This is a genomic window from Pseudomonas sp. P9_31 (genome assembly GCF_034008235.1).
Lineage (GTDB): Bacteria > Pseudomonadota > Gammaproteobacteria > Pseudomonadales > Pseudomonadaceae > Aquipseudomonas.
The window spans coordinates 478875-500247 of the sequence record NZ_CP125375.1 but is presented as its reverse complement, the minus strand read 5'-3'; the positions used below and the strand labels follow the sequence as shown (position 1 = coordinate 500247).

At 59.6% G+C, this 21373-nt stretch carries 19 protein-coding genes and 1 riboswitch; of the genes, 10 read left to right on the top strand and 9 right to left on the bottom strand.

What is annotated here, in order from left to right; all coding sequences use genetic code 11:
* Nucleotides 1–31: 31 nt before the first annotated feature.
* Nucleotides 32–1216 carry a murein transglycosylase A gene (locus QMK51_RS02275; protein ID WP_320393055.1) on the top strand — a complete coding sequence of 395 codons (1185 nt, stop codon included), beginning with the start codon at nucleotides 32–34 and terminating at the stop codon, nucleotides 1214–1216.
* Nucleotides 1217–1332: 116 nt separating this feature from the next.
* Here the strand turns inward: QMK51_RS02275 and QMK51_RS02270 are convergent, their stop codons facing one another.
* Together QMK51_RS02270 and QMK51_RS02265 are read right to left on the bottom strand one after the other, a co-directional pair.
* Nucleotides 1333–1719 carry an MAPEG family protein gene (locus tag QMK51_RS02270; protein ID WP_320393054.1) on the bottom strand — a complete coding sequence of 129 codons (387 nt, stop codon included), beginning with the start codon at nucleotides 1717–1719 and terminating at the stop codon, nucleotides 1333–1335.
* A gap of 49 nt (nucleotides 1720–1768) precedes the next feature.
* Complete coding sequence (locus QMK51_RS02265) at nucleotides 1769–2602, bottom strand: EamA family transporter (RefSeq protein WP_320393053.1); 834 nt, start codon at nucleotides 2600–2602, stop codon at nucleotides 1769–1771.
* A 291-nt stretch (nucleotides 2603–2893) separates the two neighbouring features.
* On the opposite strand from QMK51_RS02265, the gene QMK51_RS02260 reads away from it, so the two are divergent.
* Nucleotides 2894–4063 (top strand): MFS transporter, encoded by a 1170-nt coding sequence (locus QMK51_RS02260; protein ID WP_258698685.1) that lies wholly within the window; start codon nucleotides 2894–2896, stop codon nucleotides 4061–4063.
* Nucleotides 4064–4200: 137 nt separating this feature from the next.
* On the opposite strand, the gene QMK51_RS02255 is transcribed toward QMK51_RS02260, so the two are convergent.
* Complete coding sequence (locus tag QMK51_RS02255) at nucleotides 4201–5088, bottom strand: formate/nitrite transporter family protein (RefSeq protein ID WP_320393052.1); 888 nt, start codon at nucleotides 5086–5088, stop codon at nucleotides 4201–4203.
* Between the two features lie 205 nt (nucleotides 5089–5293).
* A complete protein-coding gene (locus tag QMK51_RS02250; RefSeq protein ID WP_320393051.1) occupies nucleotides 5294–5698 on the bottom strand; it encodes an acyl-CoA thioesterase in 405 nt (134 codons plus the stop codon).
* A gap of 198 nt (nucleotides 5699–5896) precedes the next feature.
* Nucleotides 5897–5995, top strand: a riboswitch (S-adenosyl-L-homocysteine riboswitch).
* Between the two features lie 23 nt (nucleotides 5996–6018).
* Here QMK51_RS02250 and ahcY point away from each other — a divergent pair.
* From ahcY to QMK51_RS02230, 4 genes are all read left to right on the top strand, one after another.
* The gene (gene ahcY, locus QMK51_RS02245) at nucleotides 6019–7428 is read left to right on the top strand and encodes an adenosylhomocysteinase (RefSeq protein ID WP_008007509.1); all 1410 of its coding nucleotides are present in this window, start codon (nucleotides 6019–6021) and stop codon (nucleotides 7426–7428) included.
* Nucleotides 7429–7589: 161 nt separating this feature from the next.
* Nucleotides 7590–8435 carry a methylenetetrahydrofolate reductase [NAD(P)H] gene (metF, locus tag QMK51_RS02240; protein WP_258698682.1) on the top strand — a complete coding sequence of 282 codons (846 nt, stop codon included), beginning with the start codon at nucleotides 7590–7592 and terminating at the stop codon, nucleotides 8433–8435.
* Between the two features lie 169 nt (nucleotides 8436–8604).
* A complete protein-coding gene (locus tag QMK51_RS02235; RefSeq protein ID WP_320393050.1) occupies nucleotides 8605–9420 on the top strand; it encodes a substrate-binding periplasmic protein in 816 nt (271 codons plus the stop codon).
* 223 nt (nucleotides 9421–9643) lie between these two features.
* Nucleotides 9644–11509, top strand: coding sequence for a DEAD/DEAH box helicase (locus QMK51_RS02230; RefSeq protein WP_320393049.1), 1866 nt, complete (start codon nucleotides 9644–9646; stop codon nucleotides 11507–11509).
* Between the two features lie 253 nt (nucleotides 11510–11762).
* Here the strand turns inward: QMK51_RS02230 and QMK51_RS02225 are convergent, their stop codons facing one another.
* Together QMK51_RS02225 and QMK51_RS02220 are read right to left on the bottom strand one after the other, a co-directional pair.
* A complete protein-coding gene (locus tag QMK51_RS02225; protein ID WP_223485361.1) occupies nucleotides 11763–12356 on the bottom strand; it encodes a YceI family protein in 594 nt (197 codons plus the stop codon).
* A 32-nt stretch (nucleotides 12357–12388) separates the two neighbouring features.
* A complete protein-coding gene (locus tag QMK51_RS02220) occupies nucleotides 12389–12940 on the bottom strand; it encodes a cytochrome b (protein ID WP_258698679.1) in 552 nt (183 codons plus the stop codon).
* 276 nt (nucleotides 12941–13216) lie between these two features.
* Between QMK51_RS02220 and QMK51_RS02215 the strand changes: the two genes are divergently transcribed.
* Nucleotides 13217–14146 (top strand): YncE family protein, encoded by a 930-nt coding sequence (locus QMK51_RS02215; RefSeq protein WP_320393048.1) that lies wholly within the window; start codon nucleotides 13217–13219, stop codon nucleotides 14144–14146.
* Between the two features lie 218 nt (nucleotides 14147–14364).
* Here QMK51_RS02215 and QMK51_RS02210 read toward each other — a convergent pair whose 3' ends face one another.
* A complete protein-coding gene (locus tag QMK51_RS02210; protein WP_320393047.1) occupies nucleotides 14365–16233 on the bottom strand; it encodes a flavin monoamine oxidase family protein in 1869 nt (622 codons plus the stop codon).
* A gap of 222 nt (nucleotides 16234–16455) precedes the next feature.
* On the opposite strand from QMK51_RS02210, the gene QMK51_RS02205 reads away from it, so the two are divergent.
* A complete protein-coding gene (locus tag QMK51_RS02205; protein WP_320393046.1) occupies nucleotides 16456–17862 on the top strand; it encodes an adenosylmethionine--8-amino-7-oxononanoate transaminase in 1407 nt (468 codons plus the stop codon).
* A 103-nt stretch (nucleotides 17863–17965) separates the two neighbouring features.
* On the top strand, nucleotides 17966–18685 hold the full coding sequence (locus tag QMK51_RS02200; RefSeq protein ID WP_320393045.1) for a 16S rRNA (uracil(1498)-N(3))-methyltransferase: 720 nt from the start codon (nucleotides 17966–17968) through the stop codon (nucleotides 18683–18685).
* 84 nt (nucleotides 18686–18769) lie between these two features.
* On the opposite strand, the gene trhA is transcribed toward QMK51_RS02200, so the two are convergent.
* Nucleotides 18770–19387, bottom strand: a complete 618-nt coding sequence (gene trhA, locus QMK51_RS02195) for a PAQR family membrane homeostasis protein TrhA (RefSeq protein WP_320393044.1) — start codon at nucleotides 19385–19387, stop codon at nucleotides 18770–18772.
* A 157-nt stretch (nucleotides 19388–19544) separates the two neighbouring features.
* On the opposite strand from trhA, the gene QMK51_RS02190 reads away from it, so the two are divergent.
* Nucleotides 19545–20459 carry a LysR substrate-binding domain-containing protein gene (locus tag QMK51_RS02190; RefSeq protein WP_320393043.1) on the top strand — a complete coding sequence of 305 codons (915 nt, stop codon included), beginning with the start codon at nucleotides 19545–19547 and terminating at the stop codon, nucleotides 20457–20459.
* A gap of 149 nt (nucleotides 20460–20608) precedes the next feature.
* On the opposite strand, the gene madM is transcribed toward QMK51_RS02190, so the two are convergent.
* Nucleotides 20609–21373 carry a malonate transporter subunit MadM gene (gene madM, locus QMK51_RS02185; protein WP_320393042.1) on the bottom strand — a complete coding sequence of 255 codons (765 nt, stop codon included), beginning with the start codon at nucleotides 21371–21373 and terminating at the stop codon, nucleotides 20609–20611.

The following is a 21373-nucleotide window of genomic DNA, read 5'->3' as shown; positions in this document are numbered from 1 at the left end:
GCACTCAGGCAACCGGCAAAGGAATTACTCCATGAACAGCCGTTTCAAGGCATGGCGTCACAACCTGGCCTGGACCCTTCCGATGGTGGCCGTGCTTGCGGGTTGCACCGGTGGCGACAGCAGCAAACCGAAAACCCACGCACTGGCGACCTACTCCAGCGCCACCTGGGAAGCGCTTCCGGCAGTGTCCGACAACGACCTCGTCGCCGGTTTCGACTCATGGCGCAGCGCCTGCACCCGACTCAAGGCCGACCCGGTCTGGGGCAGCACCTGTGCGGCTTCCGCCAACGTGCCGACAACCGCCAGTGACATCCGCGGTTTTCTCAAACAGAACCTCGACGTCTACGGTCTGCGTGCCGCCAATGACAATCCCAACGGGTTGATCACCGGTTACTACGAACCGGTGTATCCCGGCAGCCTGACTCAAACCGAGGCAGCCAACATCCCGGTGTACGGCGTGCCCGAGGACATGATCATCGTTTCCCTGGACAGTATCTACCCGGAGCTCAAAGGCAAACGCCTGCGCGGACGGCTCGAAGGTCGCGTGCTCAAACCTTATGACGATGCGGCAACCATTGAAACCAAAGGCGTGAAAGCGCCGGTGATTGCCTGGCTGACCGACCCGATGAACCTGCAGTTTCTGCAAATCCAGGGCTCAGGGCGTATCCAGCTCGACGATGGCCGTCAATTGCGCATCGGTTATGCCGACCAGAACGGCCACCCCTATCGACCCATCGGCCGCTGGCTGGTGGATCAGGGAGAGTTGAAGAAAGAAGACGTAACAATGAGTGCCATCGATAACTGGGCCAAGGCGAATCCGACGCGCATTCCCGAACTGCTCGGCAGCAACCCCAGCTACGTGTTCTTCAATCGCAACCCAGACAGCAACGAAGGGCCGCGCGGCTCGCTGAACGTGCCATTGACCGCAGGTTATAGCGCCGCGGTGGACCGCAAGGTGATCCCGCTCGGCAGCCTGTTGTGGTTATCGACCACGCGCCCGGACGGCAGCACACTGGTGCGTCCGGTGGCGGCTCAAGATACTGGCGGCGCGATTGCCGGCGAGGTCCGCGCGGATCTGTTCTGGGGCACGGGCGAGGCGGCCGGGCAATTGGCCGGCGACATGAAACAGCAGGGGCAGATCTGGATGCTCTGGCCTAAAGGGGCAGCGTTGCCACAAGTACCTCAAGTTGCCGACGCGGTTAAAGCCAGCCCTTGAATTTGCGGCGACTGATAGATAGCAATCGCGGGCAAGCCCGCTCCCACAGGGATTGCGCATAACCTGTGGGAGCGGGCTTGCCCGCGATGAGGTCGGTAAAAACACTGAAGTAGTAGTCAGACCGACACAACAAAGAAACTGACGATCAGCCCCATGCCAATGGCCCACACCAGCGACCGCAGAATCGCCCAGTCCGCCAGATAGCAAATGATGTAGAGCAGCCGACTAGTGATAAACAACACCGACAGCACATTGATCGTTACCAGTTCGGCATTGCCGGCCAGGTGCGCGACGATCACCGCTGCCGCAAACGCCGGAGTCACTTCGAAGCTGTTCAATTGCGCCGAATGCGCACGCCTGGCCACGCCTTCAAGCGAATCCAGAAACGCCCGTGGGTCGTGATTCTCCTTCAGCCCAAACTTGCCACCGCTGAACTTGGCGACGCCTGTGCATAGATACGGCAGGAAGATCGCAATCAAAATGCACCACAGAGCAACCGTCATAACGCAGTCCCTTCTTCAAGTTATAGAGAATCGAGCTCCATCAGGGCGACTAATACTTCATCACCAACATGCCGATCAGCACCAACCCACAGGCCAGGAGCCGCGGTCTGCCAAAAGGTTCTTTGAGGTAACGCATGCCGAACAGCACCACCAGAATCACACTGATCTCGCGCAGCGCCGCCGCTTCGGCAATCGAGCCGAGCTGCATGGCCCACAGCACCAGAGCGTAGCTGAACAACACGCAGAACCCGACCGCCAACCCCAACCGCCACTGCTCGCGCCAGAACAGCATGAACGCCGGCCGCTTGCGCACCAGCGCCAACAACGGAAATGGCCAGGCGCTGAGCACGGTGACCCAAACCAGGTAGTCCAGCGGATGGGACCAGCGCCGCAAGGCCTGGCCATCGATGAAGGTGTAGCAGCCGATGCACAACCCGATCAACGCCACCACCGGCAGCATCGACCACGGCAGGCGTACCCCGCCACCGCCCTGCCAGAGCAGGCACAACATGCCGAACGGGATCAGCAAAATGCCGAATATCTGCTGAGACGTCAGCACTTCCCCGGCGAAGATCAGCGTTAGTGCCAGCACCACCAGCGGCGACAAACCACGCATCAACGGATAGACCAAACCAAGATCGCCGACCCGATAAGCCTGGATCAGCAGGTAGCGATAGAGCAACTCGAATGCCGCCGACGCGAGAATCCAAGGCCACATCTGCAGTGGTGGCAACGCTAAGAAGGGCAGCATCAGGGCGACAAACAGCAGCGCCACGCTGTCCATGCAGGCCACCACCAACAGCCGCTCCGCGCTGAATTTGATCAGGGTATTCCACGCCGCGTGTAACAGCGCCGCCACCAACACCAGAACCGTCGCAAGCACAGCACACTCCTTGTTTTGCCCACCTCCCCCGTAGGAGCTGCCGAAGGCTGCGAACTTTTGATCCTCCAAAAGCAAAATATCGCAGCCTTCGGCAGCTCCTACCGGGGGGGTAAGGCACAGAATTGATTCGCCATATGTCCGCAGCTGTTTATACTGCAAGCGACCACGCCGCACTCAGTTGCGCACAGATTAATTCCAATAATTCCTGCCACTGCCCGCTCTCACCGAGAACGGTTGTCGGCCTGCGTATGCCTGATCAAAGCGTCAAGACTACCGACAGAGACCTTGCGCATGCCACTCGCCTTGCTTGCACTGGCCGTTGCCGCCTTCGGCATCGGCACCACTGAATTCGTCATCATGGGCTTGCTGCCCGATGTTGCCCGCGACCTCGCCGTGAGCATTCCTCATGCCGGCCTGCTCATCACCGGTTACGCCCTGGGCGTGGTGTTCGGTGCGCCGATCCTCGCGGTCGGCACCGCCAACATGCCGCGCAAAGCCACGTTGTTGGGCATGACGTTGATGTTCATTCTCGGCAACATCCTCTGCGCCCTGGCGCCGAACTACGCCACGTTGATGGCCGCACGGGTGATTACCGCTTTGTGCCATGGAGCGTTCTTCGGCATCGGCTCAGTGGTCGCTGCCAGCCTGGTGGCGCCGAACAAACGAGCCCAGGCGATTGCCATGATGTTCACCGGCCTGACCTTGGCCAACGTGCTGGGCGTGCCATTGGGCACCGCACTGGGGCAATACGCCGGCTGGCGCTCGACCTTCTGGGCGGTGTCGGTGATTGGCGTGATTGCGGCTATTGCGCAGTGGGTCTGGCTGCCGAAGGAAATCCCCATGGACAAGGCCAACCTGGCCAGCGAGTTCAAAGTGCTGGGCAAGCTCAACGTGCTACTGGCGCTGGGCATGAGCGTACTGGCGTCGACCAGCCTGTTCAGCGTGTTCACTTACATTGCACCGATCCTGCAAGACATCACCGGCGTCAGCCCCCATGGCGTGACCATCATGTTGCTGTTGTTCGGCGTCGGCTTGACCGCGGGCAGCATGCTTGGCGGTCGATTGGCGGACAGTCGTTTGCTGCCTTCACTGGTAGGGATGACGTTGGCCGTGGCCGTGGTGCTGGCGGCCTTCAGCCAGACCAGCCATTCGGTGATACCGGCGGCGGTCACGCTGGTGTTGTGGGGCATCTTCGCGTTCGCGCTGTGCCCGATCCTGCAATTGCTGATCATCGATCAGGCCCATGAGGCGCCTAACCTCGGGTCGACGTTGAATCAAAGCGCATTCAATCTCGGCAACGCAGCCGGGGCGTGGATTGGCGGGTTGGTTGTGGCCAGTGGCGCAGATCTGGCGGACTTGCCGTGGACCGGCGCACTGGTCAGCGGGTTGACGGTGCTGACGGCGCTGTTCTTCATCTACCTGCAACGTCGCAGTGCCGCCGCAGTCAATGTGTCCGGGTAAAAGCCAAGGCGCAACACAGGTGGGCGGGCTTGCTCGCGAAGACGGCGGCACAGTCAAGATTGATGTCGCCTGATACACCGCCTTCGCGAGCAAGGCCGCTCCCACAGGTTTCGCACCGGCATCAGGCACTTTACCCTTCATTTTTTGATCTTCTGCGGTTCGGGTTCCCGAGCCCGCTGCGCAGATGTCTTCGGCGGTCCGCTTTCACTGCGAATTTGCGCGTGGCTGATCAGCGCGAAGATACAACTGCCACCGATGATATTCCCCACCAGCGTGGGACCTGCGAACACCAGCCAGAAGTCCTTCCACGGCAACTCGCCGGCAAACACCAGGTACGAGACCTCCACCGATCCGACCACGATGTGGGTGAAATCGCCCAGCGCCATGAAATAGGTGATGAGGATGATGATCCACATCTTGGCGCTCTCCATCGACGGGATCATCCAGACCATCGTGGCGATCATCCAGCCCGAGATGATGCCTTTGGCGAACATTTTGCTGGCGTCGTTCTCCATGACCTTGCGCCCGATGTCGAGGAAAGCCAGATCGGTCTTGGTGTCGAAAATCGGCAGGTGCAGCATCACATACGCCACCAGCAAGGTGCCGCAGAGGTTGCCTGCCAAAACCACCGTCCACAGCCGTAACAGTCGACCGAAATTACCCAGCGTAGGTTTGCTCATGATCGGCAGCACAGCGGTCAGGGTGTTCTCGGTGAAAAGTTGCTGACGGGCGAGTATCACCGCGAGAAAACCTGCGCAGTAACCGAAGCTGGCGATCACCTTGAAGCCTTCGCCGTCTGGCAGACGCGAATTGAGCAGCCCCATGCCCATCAGCGACAACCCCATGGTCAGGCCGGCAGCCAGGGCCGACCACCACAGCGCCGCAACGCTACGCTCGAGTTCCTGATCGCCTTGGGTGCGAATGATTTCATGCAGCACCGCCGCGCGCGGCGGCTGGCTCTTCTCGACCTCGCGCTGTTCTTGCGCCGAGAGGTCAGGGGTCTTGCCGTCTTGGGGCGTGTCCATAAAGCACCTGAACCGGTGGCGTGTCGTTTAATTACGACACGCCAGGTTCGGAGCTGTTCAGTGGTCCGTTAAATCATCGCTGACCGATAGACCGCTTTAGCGAGCAAGCCCGCTCCCACACTGGATCTCTGTCGTGCACAAAGTCTGTGTTCACTGAGGATCAAATGTGGGAGCGGGCTTGCTCGCGAAGGCCGCACCGCCGATTTCACCCGCCGATGACGTCATCCTTGAACTGGTCTTTGACGTACCTGATCTCGGTCCGGCCATGCGGCGTGGGCAGTCCGTCTTCGCCCAGATTCACGAAAACCATCTTCTCCACCGTCAGGATGCTCTTGCGGGTGATCTTGTTGCGCACTTCGCAGGTCAGGGTGATCGAGGTACGACCGAACTCGGTGGCGGTGATGCCCAACTCGATAATGTCGCCCTGGCGCGAAGCGCTGACAAAGTTGATTTCGGAAATGTACTTGGTGACCACGCGCTGATTACCCAGCTGGACGATGGCGTAGATCGCCGCTTCTTCGTCGATCCAGCGCAACAGACTGCCACCGAACAACGTGCCGTTGGGGTTGAGGTCTTCGGGTTTAACCCATTTTCGGGTGTGGAAATTCATATTCACTCCTGACCGTCTTGCCGATTGATGCCGGCCATCATGGCAGAGCCCGGACCAGGGCTCTATTAAGCATCGACTATGGTCTCGATTACCGTTCAGACATTGACCAACAGAAAGGCTTTGGAAGATCAGCATAGCCCGCTATAATCGCCCCCGTTTCAAAACGGTAATGTTCACTTGCTACCGTTTTCCCGCCACCTGTCCGAGGGGCGCTGCAGCAGGTTCAACCTGTCAGGCTCGGATGGGGCGTTGCCTGGCCACGGCCAGACACTAAACGCACAACGGCGCCCATTCGCATACATTACGAATGGAGGCTCTTCATGAGCGCTGTTATCACGCCTGTAGATTTTAACGATTACAAAGTCGCCGACATGTCCCTGGCTGCCTGGGGCCGTCGCGAAACCATCATCGCCGAATCCGAAATGCCAGCCCTGATGGGTCTGCGCCGCAAGTACTCCGCCGAGCAACCGCTCAAAGGCGCGAAGATTCTCGGCTGCATCCACATGACCATTCAGACTGCCGTGCTGATCGAAACCCTGGTTGCCCTGGGTGCCGAAGTGCGTTGGTCGTCCTGCAACATTTTCTCGACTCAAGACCAGGCCGCTGCTGCTATCGCTGCTGCCGGCATCCCGGTTTTCGCCTGGAAAGGTGAGACTGAAGAAGAGTACGAGTGGTGCCTGGAGCAAACCATCCTCAAAGATGGCGCGCCTTGGGATGCCAACATGATCCTCGACGACGGCGGCGACCTGACCGAGCTGCTGCACAAGAAATACCCGGCGATCCTGGACCGCGTCCACGGCGTCACCGAAGAAACCACCACTGGCGTTCACCGCCTGCTGGACATGCTGGCCAAGGGCGAGCTGAAAATCCCGGCCATCAACGTCAACGACTCGGTGACCAAGAGCAAGAACGACAACAAGTACGGCTGCCGTCACAGCCTGAACGACGCGATCAAGCGCGGCACCGACCACCTGCTGTCCGGCAAGCAAGCGCTGGTCATCGGTTACGGTGACGTGGGCAAGGGCTCGGCCCAGTCCCTGCGTCAGGAAGGCATGATCGTTAAAGTGTCCGAAGTCGACCCGATCTGCGCCATGCAAGCCTGCATGGACGGTTTCGAACTGGTTTCGCCGTTCATCGACGGTATCAACAACGGTACCGAAGCGAGCATCGACAAAGCGCTGCTGGGCAAGATCGACCTGATCGTGACCACCACCGGTAACGTCAATGTTTGCGACGCAAACATGCTCAAAGCCCTGAAGAAGCGCGCTGTTGTCTGCAACATCGGCCACTTCGACAACGAAATCGACACCGCTTTCATGCGCAAGAACTGGGCATGGGAAGAAGTGAAGCCACAGGTTCACAAGGTTCACCGTACCGGCCCGGGCGCTTTCGACGCTCAGAACGACGACTACCTGATCCTGCTGGCCGAAGGCCGTCTGGTTAACCTGGGCAACGCCACCGGCCACCCAAGCCGCATCATGGACGGTTCGTTCGCCAACCAGGTTCTGGCACAGATTTTCCTGTTCGGCCAGAAGTACGCCGACCTGTCGCCGGCCCAGAAGGCCGAGCGCCTGACCGTTGAAGTACTGCCGAAGAAACTCGACGAAGAAGTGGCCCTGGAAATGGTCCGCGGTTTCGGCGGCGTTGTGACTCAACTGACCAAGACCCAGGCCGACTACATCGGCGTGACCGTCGAAGGCCCGTTCAAGCCGCACGCTTACCGCTACTGATCGGTCCTGCCGCCTGCTCTCCCTGTGGGAGCGGGCTTGCTCGCGAAGGCGGTTTATCATTCAACATTAATGTCGTCTGACCCACCGCTTTCGCGAGCAAGCCCCCTCCCACATTGGGATGTGCACGTCTTCCAGGCTTACGTGTTTCCAAGGATATGACCATGTCCCAAGAACGTCGCTACAGCTTCGAGTTCTTCCCTACGAAGACCGATGCCGGGCATGAAAAACTGATCGCCACTGCCCGTCATCTGGCGACCTACAATCCCGACTTCTTCTCCTGCACCTACGGCGCCGGCGGTTCGACTCGTGATCGCACCCTCAACACCGTGTTGCAGCTGGAAAGCGAAATCAAAGTCCCTGCCGCGCCGCATCTGTCTTGCGTGGGCGACAGCAAGGACGACCTGCGCGGCCTGCTGAGCCAGTACAAGGCAGCCGGCATCAACCGTATCGTTGCGCTTCGCGGTGACCTGCCCTCGGGCATGGGCATGGCCAGCGGCGAGATGCGTCACGCCAACGACCTGGTTGAATTCATTCGTGAAGAGACCGGCGATCATTTCCACATCGAAATCGCCGCTTACCCGGAAATGCATCCGCAAGCGCGCAACTTCGAAGACGACCTCAACAACTTCGTGCGCAAGGCCAACGCCGGCGCTGACAGTGCGATCACCCAGTACTTCTTCAACGCCGACAGCTATTTCTACTTCGTCGAGCGTGTACGGGCGAAGGGCGTGAACATCCCGATCGTGCCGGGGATCATGCCGATCACCAACTACAGCAAACTGGCGCGTTTCTCCGACGCCTGCGGTGCGGAAATCCCGCGCTGGATCCGCAAGCAACTGGAAGCCTACGGCGACGACACCCAGAGCATTCAAGGCTTTGGTGAGCAAGTCGTCACCGAGATGTGCGAACGTCTGTTGCAAGGTGGCGCACCCGGGCTGCATTTCTACACGTTGAACCAGGCTGAGCCGAGCCTGGCGGTGTGGAATAACCTGAAGTTGCCGCGTTAATAGTTGTTAAAGCAAGATCAAGAGATCGCAGCCTTCGGCAGCTCCTACATGGGAATACGCACCTCTGTAGGAGCTGCCGAAGGCTGCGATCTTTTGCTTTTAAGGTCCGAACCAGAGCTTCTGGATCCGGTTTCTGGCTCTTTATGATTTCTCGTCGTAATCTCAAGCCATGCCCCTGATCGCTCAGTTACTGACCGTGTTTCTGTTCACTTGCCTGAGCTTCACCGCTCGGGGCGAGAAGTTGCGTATTGTCACCGAACCCTGGGCGCCTTACGTGTATGAGGAAAACGGTACGGCTCTGGGGCTCGACTACGACACCACCGCTATCGTCTTCAAACGCCTCGGGATCGACGTGGAATGGCAGTTCCTGCCGTGGAAACGCTGCCTGTCGATGCTTGAACAAGGCCAGGCGGACGGTGTGCTGGATATTTTCCACAGCGATGAACGCGACGCGACCCTGCTCTACCCCAGCGAACCGCTCTCGCAAGTCGAGTTCGTGATGTTCTACGCCAACGAACGACCGTTTCCGTTCCGCACGCTGGACGACCTGAAAGGCCTGACCATCGGCACCTCGCCAGGCTACCTGTACAGCAAGGATTTCAGCGAGTCGACGCTGCTCACCCGGGAACCGGCGCCCACCCATGAAGCCAATTTCGGCAAACTGGTGCGCGGACGAATCGACCTGTTGATCACCGATCGCCGGGTCGGCCAGTATTTGCTCGATCAACTGAACATCCGCGACAAGATCACCGAAAACCCGACCGTCATCAGCCAGCAAAGCCAGTATCTGGCGGTACGCCATAGTGCCGGGATGGATTTGTTGGTGCAGCGTTTCGGTGCCGAGCTCAAACGCTTCAAGCGCGAGCCGGCCTATGCCGAACTGAGCGCCCGCTATGGCGCCGGCCCGGCCATTGAAGCACGGGCCGCCCACGCCACCGCAACCGGCGGAAAAACCGTTGAGCAGCAGGAAAGCGGCGCACAGTGATTGCTCTGTTATACTCCGGCCTTCCCGCCAGGCTCACGCCCGGACGCTCGGACTTGTTCAAGGCATCTCGATCCCGCTACAGCGCAGCTTTACCAGCCCGCGCGAGCGCTCCAGACGAGCCTTCGAGGCCCAGCAGGACCGGACGGGATTGCGTCCTCTTAAACGCCATTCGCGCCAGGCAAGACTCCCATTGGGCCAAGCCCTAACTAAAACAGGATTACTCATGTCCTTTGCTTCCCTCGGTCTCTCCGAGGCTTTAGTCCGCGCCATCGAGGCAGCGGGCTATACCGAGCCTACTCCGGTGCAACAGCGGGCCATTCCCGCCGTGTTGCAAGGTCGCGACCTGATGGTTGCGGCTCAGACAGGTACTGGTAAAACCGGCGGCTTCGCCCTTCCGATTCTGGAGCGGTTGTTTCCCAACGGTCACCCGGACAAATCCCAGCGTCACGGTCCGCGCCAACCCCGCGTACTGGTCCTGACCCCAACCCGCGAACTCGCGGCCCAGGTACACGAAAGCTTCAAGGTCTATGCCCGTGACCTGAAGTTCGTCAGCGCCTGCATCTTCGGCGGCGTCGGCATGAACCCACAAGTTCAGGCCATGTCCCGCGGTGTCGACGTGCTGGTAGCCTGCCCCGGTCGCCTGCTCGACCTCGCCGGCCAAGGCAGCGTCGACCTGTCCCACGTGGAAATCCTCGTGCTGGATGAAGCCGACCGCATGCTCGACATGGGCTTTGTCCATGACGTGAAAAAGGTTCTCGCCCGCCTCCCGGCCAAACGGCAGAACCTGCTGTTCTCGGCGACGTTCTCCAAAGACATCACCGATCTTGCCGGCAAGCTGCTGCACAACCCGGAACGCATCGAAGTCACGCCACCGAACACCACGGTCGAGCGGATCGAACAACGCGTATTCCGTCTGGCCGCCAGCCACAAGCGTTCGTTGCTGGCGCACCTGATCACTGCCGGCGCCTGGGAACAGGTGCTGGTATTCACCCGCACCAAGCACGGCGCCAACCGCCTGGCCGAGTACCTGGACAAACACGGCCTCACCGCCGTCGCGATTCACGGTAACAAGAGCCAGAACGCCCGCACCAAAGCCCTGGCCGACTTCAAGGCCGGTGAAGTACGCATCCTGGTCGCCACCGACATCGCCGCTCGCGGCCTGGACATCGACCAACTGCCCCACGTGGTCAACTTCGAATTGCCGAACGTCGACGAAGATTACGTGCACCGTATCGGTCGTACCGGCCGTGCCGGTCGTTCGGGCGAGGCGATCTCGCTGGTGGCTCCGGACGAAGAGAAGCTGCTCAAAAGCATCGAGCGCATGACCAAGCAGAAAATCGCCGATGGCGACCTGATGGGCTTCGATTCCAACGCCGTGGAAGCAGAGAAACCGGAAGTTCGCGAGCGTCCGGATGTGCGTAACCCGCGCAACCCACGTGGCCCGCGCGGCGATGGTCCGAATGGCAGCGGTGGTGGTGGCGGTCGTAAAGACAAAGGCAAGGACAAGGGCGGCAAGGAAAAACCTGCTGCCACTGGCCGTGGCGATCGCCCGGCCCGTGAACACAAACCACGCGAAGGCACTCCGGCCCGCGAACAACAGCGTCCAGCCCCTCGCGTCGCCGCTGACCGTGCTCCGGACGAGTTCCTGGACGACGACATCGATAACTTCGGTAATCGCGTCGACTACGTACCTCAAGCCAAACCGGCTCAGGGCCGTGGCCGCCGTCCGGGCGCACCGGCACAAGGCGCAGGCGCGGGTGCTCCACGCACCGGCCAGCCACAAGGCCGTCAGAACGGTCCGCGCAACAGCAGCGGCGCAACCACCGGCACCCCGCCGGCCAAGCGCAGCGGCCCACGCAACGGTGCTCCACGTGATGGCCAGGCCCGTCGCGAAGAGTCCCGCAACCGCCGCCCGGCCCGTGACGACCAGCCTCGTTCGGAACCGGCCGTGCAGAACCCGCGGGGCCCGGCACCGAAGATCATTCACAAGGAGTCGAAAAGCGATCGCTTCCCGACACCTGAGCAACTGGATCAACTGCCAGGCCGTCCGCGCGGCGAAAAACCAGCGTTGCTGACCCGCAACCGCTGAGTTTTTCAAAGTCATGAAAAATGCCCCGGATCGCAAGATCAGGGGCATTTTTTATGCTGGCGAAGAACCCTGTGGGAGCGGGCTTGCCCGCGATGACGTCCGTCCAGCAAACATTGATATTGACTGACCCACCGCCATCGCGGGCAAGCCCGCTCCCACAGTGGCTCGGTACTGTCCGTATGGATTCTGGCAGACCATAAAAAACGCCCCGGATCTCGCGATCAGGGGCGTTTTTTTGTTCAAGCAGCGAAATTTATTTCGCTTTCACACCTTCAAACGTCACGTACAGCTCAACCGCGTCGGACGCTGGGCCCAGGTCTTTCTGCTTGCCGAAATCGGAACGCTTGATGCTGGTGGTGCCTTCGAAACCGGCACGGTAGCCGCCCCATGGATCCTTGCCTTCACCCAGGAAGGTAGCCTTGACTACAACGGGCTTGGTCACGCCGAGGATAGTCAGGTTGCCGGTCACGTCCGCAGTGTCTTTACCAGCGGCGTTTTTACCGGTGGATTTGACGCTGGTGGAGACGAACTTGGCGTCGGCGAATTTGCCCACGTTCAGGAAGTCAGCACTGGCGATATGCTTGTCACGTTCGGCGTGGTTGGTGAACACGCTGGCGGTGCGTACATTGAACTCGATTTTGCTGTCTTCAGGCTTGGCGGCGTCGAAACTGAACTTACCGTCGATATCTTTGAAGGTACCGGTAATGTAGCTGTAGCCCAGGTGGCTGATCTTGAAATCAACGAAGGCGTGCTGGCCTTCTTTGTCGACCACGTAATCGGCCGCCATCACGTTAGCCGACAGCAGAGCAGAACCGATTGCCAGAGCAGCGAGCGTCTTTTTCAACATACTTTCTATTCCTTAGGAGTCGAGATTGAATATCAGGCTTTGCGTCCCAGCATTCGCGTCAGGGTCGCATCACGATCGATAAAGTGGTGTTTCAATGCTGCCAACGCATGGAGGCCGGAAAAAATTACCAACACCCAAGCCAGGTACAAATGGATCACACCAGCGGTGTCTGCCTGGTCCGGTAGTCCGGAAACCAGCGCAGGTACTTCAAACAGTCCGAACACCGGAATCCCGACACCGTCTGCGGTGGAAATCAGGTAACCGGCAATCATCACAGCGAACAGACTGAGATAGAGGAAGGAATGGCCAAGCTTGGCGCCAAGGCGCGTCAGGCGGCTATAGTTTGGCAGGAGTGGCGGCGGTGGGCTGATGAAGCGCCACAACGCTCGCAGCAACATGACGGCCAATAACACCAGACCAATGCTCTTGTGCAGATCCGGCGCGTCTTTGCGCCACGTGCTGTAGTAGTCGAGACCGACCATCCACAACCCCAACGCGAACAGGCCGAAGACTGCCAGCGCCACACCCCAGTGCATAAAGATGCTGACCCAACCGTAGCGGGAAGAAGAGTTACGTAGCTGCATTGCCCAAATCCTGTAAGAACTGCGCCCAAGACTATCGGGTTATCTATCGATTTAAAGCGGAAAATTTTGCTTTGAAATATCGAAAAATACGATCAAGACCTTGGGGCCGAGAGGTTAAGAGAGTGTTAACCGGATAAAAAAACCTTCAGGCACCCTCCTTATCTTCATTTAAAAGCCGATATCACTCGTCAGAACTGTCATATCCGACAGTAGCTTCCATTACTGGTCATTGATGAACTTGAATTCGAGTACGAGCGTCTGAACAGGAGTTCTATCATGCATCACAATTCGAGTTCATCTCCCGTGATAACACACAGTCAACCCAATTCGATACCTGTAGGGGAAGGACCGCGAGGGATCGCCATCAGCGATGATGGATCACGGGTTTTTGCTTGCAATTACATTTCAGGCAATGTGTCAGTCATCGACACCCGGAACAAAAAGGTAATCCGCACTATCGCCGTCGAGCGTTACCCCCGAAGCATTGCCCTTGGCCATGGGGGGAAAAGAGCTTACGTGACCAACTATGGTTCAAGTTCGGTTTCGGTTATTGATACCGAAACATACGCGGTAGGAAACCTCACGGTGGGGAGGCACCCTTGCGCAGTCGTCGTGAGCCGAGACGGGAAGCATGTTTACGTCACTGTTCGACAGGATAAAGAATGGCTAGCCATTATTGACACCCGCACTTATGCGGTGAGCAGAGTGCGAGGATTACCCTCGCCATCCATAAGTGTGGATATCAGCCAGGATGATTCGCGTCTTTATATTTCCAGTACCAACGCCCCAGCCGGCCCTTATCAGGACGCACTCACGGTCATCAGCAGCAAGACTTTCGAAGTCATCGGCATCATCAACACCGAACAATATCCGTCAGCGGTTAACGTCAGCCCCGATGGCAAGGAAGTGTATATCGTGGGTCTGGACGCTCGAAAACTGACCGTGCTGGACGCTCGGTCATTGACCACCCGGCATTTCGATTTTGTGACGTGCGAAGGGAAAATAGTGTTCGGCGAAAAACACGCTTATGCCGTTGATCAAACCAACAAAGAGGTCGTGGAAGTGAGTACCACCACGCATGAGATTGCTCGCAGGATTCCCATCCCAGGTGCCTTCGAACCGTATGACATGGTGCTTGATCAACACAACCGTGCCTATATCAGCGACTACCAAAGCGACGAAGTACATATTGTCGATCTCGCTTAGCGTCAAAGCACAATCAGCAAAAAACACGGCATCTCTGCCTGATGCCAGTTAGTTAGCGCAACCCATGTGGGAGCGGGCTTGCCCGCGAAGGCGGTATATCAGGCAACATTACTGTCGACTGACACGCCTTCTTCGCGAGCAAGCCCGCTCCCACAGGTTCCGCACCTTACACCGACTGGCGTCAGGCATCACTGCCGCGCTTTTTTTGATCCCAAGACTTACTGCGTCTTGGTTTCAGTCGTCGCCGGGGTCTTCGCAGCGGTACTCGCCGCTGGTTTCTTCACCGGCTCAGCCTTTTTCGCCGTTGCCTTGGCCGGAGCCTTTTTGGCCTCGGTTTTGGCAGCAGGCTTTTTCACTGACGCTTTGGCCGGTGCCTTCTTCACCGGCTCGGCTTTCACAGGTTCTGCCGGTTTCGCAGCCTCAACCGGCACTGGCGCTGGGGCCGGCGCGGGTACTGGGGCGGGTGCCGGCGCAACCGGTGCCACTGGCTCAGCGGCCTTGGCCGGAGCCTTGTCGGAACCACCGCCGAACATCCGCGAGAAGAAGCCAGGCTTGGACTCTTCAGCTTTCGCTTCAACCTTGGCCGGTTCTGGCTTGTCAGCCGCTTTATCGGACGAACCACCGAACATGTTGCTGAAGAAATTGCCTTTCTTCGCCACCACCGCGCCTGCCGCTGCTGCGGTCGCCGCCGGCACAACCTTCACCGGTTCAAACGACTTGCCCGCTGCCAGGTCTTCCAGCTGACTGGCTGCACGCTGACCGGTGCGCAATGCACCTTCCAGGGTGCCTGGGTACAAGGTGTCGGTGTGTTCACCGGCAAAGGCTACGCGTTGCAGCGGACGCTCCCACAGGCGCCAGTACTTGCTGATCTGGCCCGGACCAAAGGCCAGGTAAGCGCCGCCCATCGACGGGTCGGTGCTGTAGCGGCGGATTTCATAACCGGTGAACGAACCGCGTGCCTGTGGATAAAAGGTGTGCAGACGAATCAGCACCTGATCGGCCATCTGCTTGTCGCCGAAGGCTTGCATCACCCGCGCGTTGTCTCCGGAAATGTTGATCACCACGTTGGCGCCGCCCTTCAAGGCCGGCTCGATCCACAACATGCCCAGACCGGCGTTGCTGTAGATCTCGCCAGACATGCGCGCCTTGCTTTCCCACACTGGCGTCTTGAACTTCAGCATGATCTGGTCACGCCAGCCGTAGTTGGTGCCCTTGATGGCGCCCATGTGCTGGGCATCCAGCGCCGGAGTCATCTGGATCTTGCTCAGTGCGCGCAACGGCACGGCCAGTACGACGTAGTCCGCCTGATAGCCAGCGCTGCCGACCTTGACGGTCACACCGTCCTTGTCCTGGGTAATGGACGAAACCGGAGAGCCGGTCTTGATGGTTTTCAGTTGTTTGACGAAGGCCTGGGCCAATACCGGGCTGCCGCCGGGCAGACGCGAAGCGCGCAGGTCACGGTCGGCAACACCCCGGTAGACGCGGCTCTGCTGTGCGAAGTACAGCAGCGACAGGCGTGAAGGTTCGTCGTAACGGGTACGAATCTCCTGATTCACCAACTGACGCGCAGTGGCTGGCAGGTTCAGGCGATCGAGCCAGTTGGCCACGTTGATCTGATCCAGGGCGAACAGCGTGCTGTTGGCGGCCGGGTTCAGCGGGTCTTCGATCGAACGCGCCAGGTCATCCAGGGTCTTTTCGTAGCGTTTCAGCGCTTCGGCGGTGGCCGGCTGTTTAGCGGTCAGATCGGCGGCGGTGAAGTATTCACCGTCGATCAGATAGCCTGGGGTGCGCACGAATTCAGGGGCTGGCGTGGTGCTCAGCTTGAACGTCGAGACGTACTTGTTCAGCACCGGCTGGGTCTTGTCGTTGCCGATCCACTCACTGGTGGCCATGCCGGAGCGACCGCCCAGGGTCGGTTTGGCTTCCAGCAAGGTGACCTGCCAGCCTTTGTTCTGCAGTTCGTAAGCCGCGGTGAGGCCCGAAAGCCCGCCGCCGACCACGATCGCCGTTTTATCCTTGGCCAGCGCCGAAACGCTGAACAGCCCCAACATCACCAGCGCACAGGCGCGCAGCCAACCAGCAGACATTCAGCGAACTCCGGAAATACACGAGGAAATAGCGGTTTTACGAGTCAGACGACTCAAAGAGCCGCGAAGAATACGTCAGCCATCAAAACGCCGCCAGCAACGTCTATCGTCCTATACAAAGTAGCTCAATCGACACAATGGGTTGTCCCGGTGACGCGCATTGCATAGGCTTGCGCGATTGTTTACCCGCCTACGTCACGGGTAGCCTCGAGGAGACAGAATATGGGCCTGAATAAACAGTGGATGGAACGCGATCTCGCCGTGTTATGGCATCCCTGCACCCAGATGAAAGACCACGAACAGCTGCCGCTGATCCCCATCAAGCGCGGTGAGGGCGTGTGGCTTGAGGACTTCGAAGGCAAACGCTACCTCGACGCCGTCAGCTCCTGGTGGGTCAACGTATTCGGCCACGCCAACCCGCGGATCAACCAGCGCATCAAGGATCAGGTCGATCAGCTGGAACATGTGATCCTCGCCGGTTTCAGCCATCAGCCGGTGATCGAGCTGTCCGAGCGCCTTGTAAAAATGACGCCCGAAGGCCTGACCCGTTGCTTCTATGGCGATAACGGTTCGTCGTGTATCGAAATCGCGCTGAAAATGAGCTTTCACTACTGGCTCAACCGCGGCCAGCCGAACAAGAAACGCTTCGTCACCCTCACCAACGGCTACCACGGCGAAACCATGGCGGCGATGGCGGTGGGCGACGTGCCGCTGTTCACCGAAACCTACAAAGCCCTGCTGATGGACACCATCAAGGTGCCGAGCCCCGATTGCTACCTGCGCCCCGAGGGCATGAGCTGGGAAGAACACTCGCGCAATATGTTCGCCGCCATGGAGCAAACGCTGGCCGACCATCACGATACCGTGGCCGCCGTGATTCTGGAGCCGCTGATTCAGGGCGCCGGCGGCATGCGCATGTATCACCCGGTGTACCTCAAGCTGCTGCGCGACGCCTGCGACCGTTATGGCGTGCACCTGATCCACGATGAAATCGCCGTCGGCTTCGGTCGCACCGGCACGATGTTCGCCTGCGAACAGGCCGGCATCCGCCCGGATTTCCTCTGCCTGTCCAAGGCCCTGACCGGCGGTTACCTGCCGTTGGCCGCCTGCCTGACCACCGATGAGGTCTACAGCGCTTTCTACGACGACTACCCGACCCTGCGCGCCTTCCTGCACTCCCACAGCTACACGGGTAATCCCCTGGCCTGCGCGGCAGCATTGGCGACGCTGGATATCTTCGAAGAAGACAACGTCATCGAGAAAAACAAGGCCCTGGCCCAGCGCATGGCCTCCTCCACGGCGCACCTTGCCGATCACCCGAACGTTGCCGAAGTGCGCCAGACCGGCATGGTCCTGGCGATCGAGATGGTCAAGGACAAGGCCAGCAAGACCGCTTACCCGTGGCAGGAACGTCGCGGTTTGACCGTGTTCCAGCATGCACTGCAACGAGGTGCTTTACTGAGGCCGTTGGGCAGCGTGGTGTATTTCCTGCCGCCGTACGTGATCACCCCGGAGCAGATCGATTTTCTGGCCGAGGTGGCCAGCGAAGGCATCGACATCGCCACCCGTGACAGCGTCAGCGTGGCGGTGCCGAAGGACTTTCATCCGGGTTACCGTGATCCGGGCTAGAAGTCACCGAGAAACCCTGTGGCGAGGGAGCAAGCTCCCTCGCCACAAAAGCCAGTTTGTTCCAACTTACGATACCGAACATCAGATTCAGTAGAGACCATTGATGAGACTGTCCCGCTTCTTTATCGACGCCCCTTTAAGCACCGGCGAACACGAGCTGCCCGAGGCCCAGGCCCATTACATCAGCCGTGTGCTGCGCATGGCCGAGGGTGATGCGGTGCAATTGTTCGACGGCTCGGGCCACGAGTTTCGCGGCACGCTGGCGGAAGTCGGCAAGAAGCGCGTGGTGGTGCAAATCGATGAAAGCTTCGCTGGGCAGGTCGAGTCGTCGCTTGCGGTCCATCTCGGCCAGGGTTTGTCCCGTGGCGAGCGGATGGACTGGGCGATACAGAAAGCCACCGAACTGGGCGTCACTGAAATCACCCCGATCTTCACCGACCGCTGCGAAGTCCGCCTCAAGGACGAGCGTGCCGACAAACGCCTGATGCACTGGCGTCAGGTGGCGATCAGCGCCTGCGAGCAGTGCGGGCGCTCACGGGTGCCGGTGATTCACCCACCGCTGCTGTTGGCCGACTGGTTGAAGCAGACGCAGGCCGAATTGAAACTGGTGCTGCACCCGGTGGCCGAGCCATTGGTGAGCCATGCGAAACCGGCGACGCTGGCGTTTCTGATCGGCCCGGAAGGCGGGTTGTCCGACGCTGAAGTCGAGCAGGCCAAGGCTGGCGGCTTTCATGCCGCCCGCCTCGGCCCGCGCGTGCTGCGCACCGAAACCGCGCCGGTGGTGGCGCTGGCGGTGGCCCAGCAACTTTGGGGGGACTTCTAGGGTCCCATCGCGAGCAGGCTCGCTCCCACAAGCACGCCGCTGCACCTGTGGGAGCGAGCCTGCTCGCGATGGCAGCACCTCGATCTAAAGGACATAAAACAGAATCGCCACAAAGTGCAGCAGACTCCCGCCGATCACGAACAGATGCCAGATGCCGTGGGCATGGCGCAGACGATGGTCGAGGGCAAAAAAGATAATCCCCACGGTGTACAACACCCCGCCCGACGCCAGCCAGGCGAAGCCGACAGGGCCCAACGCCGCCAGTAACGGCTTGACCGCCACCAGCACGATCCAGCCCATCACCGCATAAATCACAATCGACAGAATCCGCGCTTCCGAGCGCGGTTTGATCTCTTGCAGAATGCCGATCAGCGCCAGCCCCCAGACAATCCCGAACAGCGTCCAGCCCCACGGCCCACGCAGGGTCACCAGGCAAAACGGCGTGTAACTGCCGGCAATCAGCAGGTAGATCGAAAAGTGATCGACCTTCTGCATGATCGCTTTTTTGCGCCCGCGCACGCTGTGGTACACGGTCGAGGCGCTGTAGAGCACCAGCAAGGTGAACGCGTAAATCGCCACGCTGACAATCTTCCACGGACTGCCGTCCATACTGGCGATCACCAGCAGCCACACGCCGCCGACAACCGCCGCCACCGCCCCGACCAAATGCGTCCAGGCGTTCAATCTTTCTCCGTGATACATGTGTTGCTCACCTCAAAATTCGTTACAGCCTTGCGCAAGGCTCAGGCCTCAAGGTTAAAAGCGCAATGTTTCCGTATAGCGCAGCGCCTACAAAAGCCATCGAGCCAAACGTCAGCCAATTGGGCACAATCGAGCGATTCAAATAAGAGTCACGCCCATGTTGATCGATGAAGAGTTGACCCTGAAAAAACTCGAGGTGTTCCTGGCCTTCATGCGCACCGGCAACCTGGCCCGCGCTGCCGCCGAGTTGCAAACCAGCAACGTCAGCGTGCACCGCGCCATCCACTCCCTGGAAAGCGCCCTGCGTTGCCCGCTATTCAAACACGAAGGCCGCAACCTGACCCCACTCGAAAGCGCTTATGTGCTGGAAGAACGGGCGCAGAAGCTGATTCAGGACGTGCTCGAAACCGTGCGCCTGACCCGCGAAGCCGCCGGGTTCTCCGCTGAGCGCTTCAAACTCGGCTCGCTGTATTCGCTGACGGTGAAGACCGTGCCGCAGCTGATCATGGGCCTGAAAATCCGCCGTAGCGAACTCAATATCGACCTGATCCTGGGCTCGAACATCGACCTGTTGTACAAGCTTAAAAACATGGAAGTCGACGCGATCCTGGTGTCGCTGGACGACAGCGTCAACGACCCGGATTGCGAGCAGATCCCGCTGTTTTCCGATGACATCTTCCTCGCCACCCCGGCTGACTCGCCCTTTGCCCGGCGGGCCGAAGTCGATCTGGCCGAGGTGCGCGACGAGACGTTCATCACCTTGACCCAAGGCTTCGCCACGCACCAGGACGGTATTCGGGTGTTCAAGCAGGCGGGGTTCGAGCCGAAGGTGGCGATGCAGGTCAACGACATTTTCACCCTGCTGAGCATGGTCAGCTCCGGGGTGGGTTATGCGTTGCTTCCAGGGCGGATTGCGGCGGTGTATGAGAACCGGGTGAAGCTGATTCCGTTGCAGGAAAAGTATCGATTGCAGCAGCACATCGGCGTGGTGTTTCTGAAGGCCAAGGAGCGTGACCCGAATTTGCTGGCGTTGCTGGCGGAGTGTCGGATGTATGCCAATCGGCAGGCTTGAATGTGGCGAGGGAGCTTGCTCCCGCTCGGGTGCAGAGCGCCCGCAAAATCAGACCACCGGATTGCCTGATACTCCTCGGTGGTAGAGGTTGGGGCTGCTGCGCAGCCCAGCGGGAGCAAGCTCCCTCGCCACAAAAAGCAATCACCGATCTAACCGACAATCCCGCGAACAATGAAGTACAGCAACGAAGGCCCCAGCAAGCAGCCAAGCCCGGTGTGGAACGTCGCGGTCAACGCGCCATATGGCACCAGCCGCCGATCCGTCGCCGCCAACCCGGCGGTTACACCGCTGACAGTCCCGGCCAACCCGCCAAACACCATCGCCGAGCGCGGGTTATCCAGGCCCATCCAGCGCGCCGCCATCGGCGTACCGACCATCACCAGAATCGCCTTGATCAGCCCGGTGGCAATCGACAACGCCATCACATCGGAAGTGGCACCAATCGCCGCCCCGGTCACTGGCCCGACGATGTACGTTACCGCGCCCGCGCCAATGGTGGTCATGCTGATCGCATCGCGATAACCGAACACCCAGGCAACGCTCGCCCCGACAATGAACGGCAGGATCGTGCCCAGCAGCAGCGCGATAACACCAATCATCCCGGCCTTTTTCGCTTCGGTGGCCTGCACCTCGAACGCGGTGGCGACAATGGCGAAGTCACGCAACATCGCACCGCCCATCAAACCAATGCCGGAAAACAGCGACAAATCCGCCAGGCCTTTTTGCCCGCCGGTCATGGTGCCTCCGACCCAGGCCAGCACCAGGCCGATGACGATGGCAATCGCCGAGCCGTGAATCCGTCCGAAGGTCAGGCGTTTGGACAACACCACCGACACCCACATGATCACGCCAACGAACGCGAACGCTGTCACCAACCCGTTATGTTCCAGACCTTTCTCGATGAGATCCCACAT

Coding starts and splice junctions, on each gene's coding strand:
- metF (WP_258698682.1), top strand. CDS start 7,590: ATGTCCCAAGAACGTCGCTACAGCTTCGAGTTCTTCCCTACGAAGACC.
- QMK51_RS02275 (WP_320393055.1), top strand. CDS start 32: ATGAACAGCCGTTTCAAGGCATGGCGTCACAACCTGGCCTGGACCCTT.
- QMK51_RS02260 (WP_258698685.1), top strand. CDS start 2,894: ATGCCACTCGCCTTGCTTGCACTGGCCGTTGCCGCCTTCGGCATCGGC.
- trhA (WP_320393044.1), bottom strand. CDS start 19,387: ATGTATCACGGAGAAAGATTGAACGCCTGGACGCATTTGGTCGGGGCG.
- ahcY (WP_008007509.1), top strand. CDS start 6,019: ATGAGCGCTGTTATCACGCCTGTAGATTTTAACGATTACAAAGTCGCC.
- QMK51_RS02215 (WP_320393048.1), top strand. CDS start 13,217: ATGCATCACAATTCGAGTTCATCTCCCGTGATAACACACAGTCAACCC.
- QMK51_RS02230 (WP_320393049.1), top strand. CDS start 9,644: ATGTCCTTTGCTTCCCTCGGTCTCTCCGAGGCTTTAGTCCGCGCCATC.
- QMK51_RS02250 (WP_320393051.1), bottom strand. CDS start 5,698: ATGAATTTCCACACCCGAAAATGGGTTAAACCCGAAGACCTCAACCCC.
- QMK51_RS02235 (WP_320393050.1), top strand. CDS start 8,605: ATGCCCCTGATCGCTCAGTTACTGACCGTGTTTCTGTTCACTTGCCTG.
- QMK51_RS02225 (WP_223485361.1), bottom strand. CDS start 12,356: ATGTTGAAAAAGACGCTCGCTGCTCTGGCAATCGGTTCTGCTCTGCTG.
- QMK51_RS02200 (WP_320393045.1), top strand. CDS start 17,966: ATGAGACTGTCCCGCTTCTTTATCGACGCCCCTTTAAGCACCGGCGAA.
- madM (WP_320393042.1), bottom strand. CDS start 21,373: ATGTGGGATCTCATCGAGAAAGGTCTGGAACATAACGGGTTGGTGACA.
- QMK51_RS02255 (WP_320393052.1), bottom strand. CDS start 5,088: ATGGACACGCCCCAAGACGGCAAGACCCCTGACCTCTCGGCGCAAGAA.
- QMK51_RS02190 (WP_320393043.1), top strand. CDS start 19,545: ATGTTGATCGATGAAGAGTTGACCCTGAAAAAACTCGAGGTGTTCCTG.
- QMK51_RS02220 (WP_258698679.1), bottom strand. CDS start 12,940: ATGCAGCTACGTAACTCTTCTTCCCGCTACGGTTGGGTCAGCATCTTT.
- QMK51_RS02270 (WP_320393054.1), bottom strand. CDS start 1,719: ATGACGGTTGCTCTGTGGTGCATTTTGATTGCGATCTTCCTGCCGTAT.
- QMK51_RS02205 (WP_320393046.1), top strand. CDS start 16,456: ATGGGCCTGAATAAACAGTGGATGGAACGCGATCTCGCCGTGTTATGG.
- QMK51_RS02210 (WP_320393047.1), bottom strand. CDS start 16,233: ATGTCTGCTGGTTGGCTGCGCGCCTGTGCGCTGGTGATGTTGGGGCTG.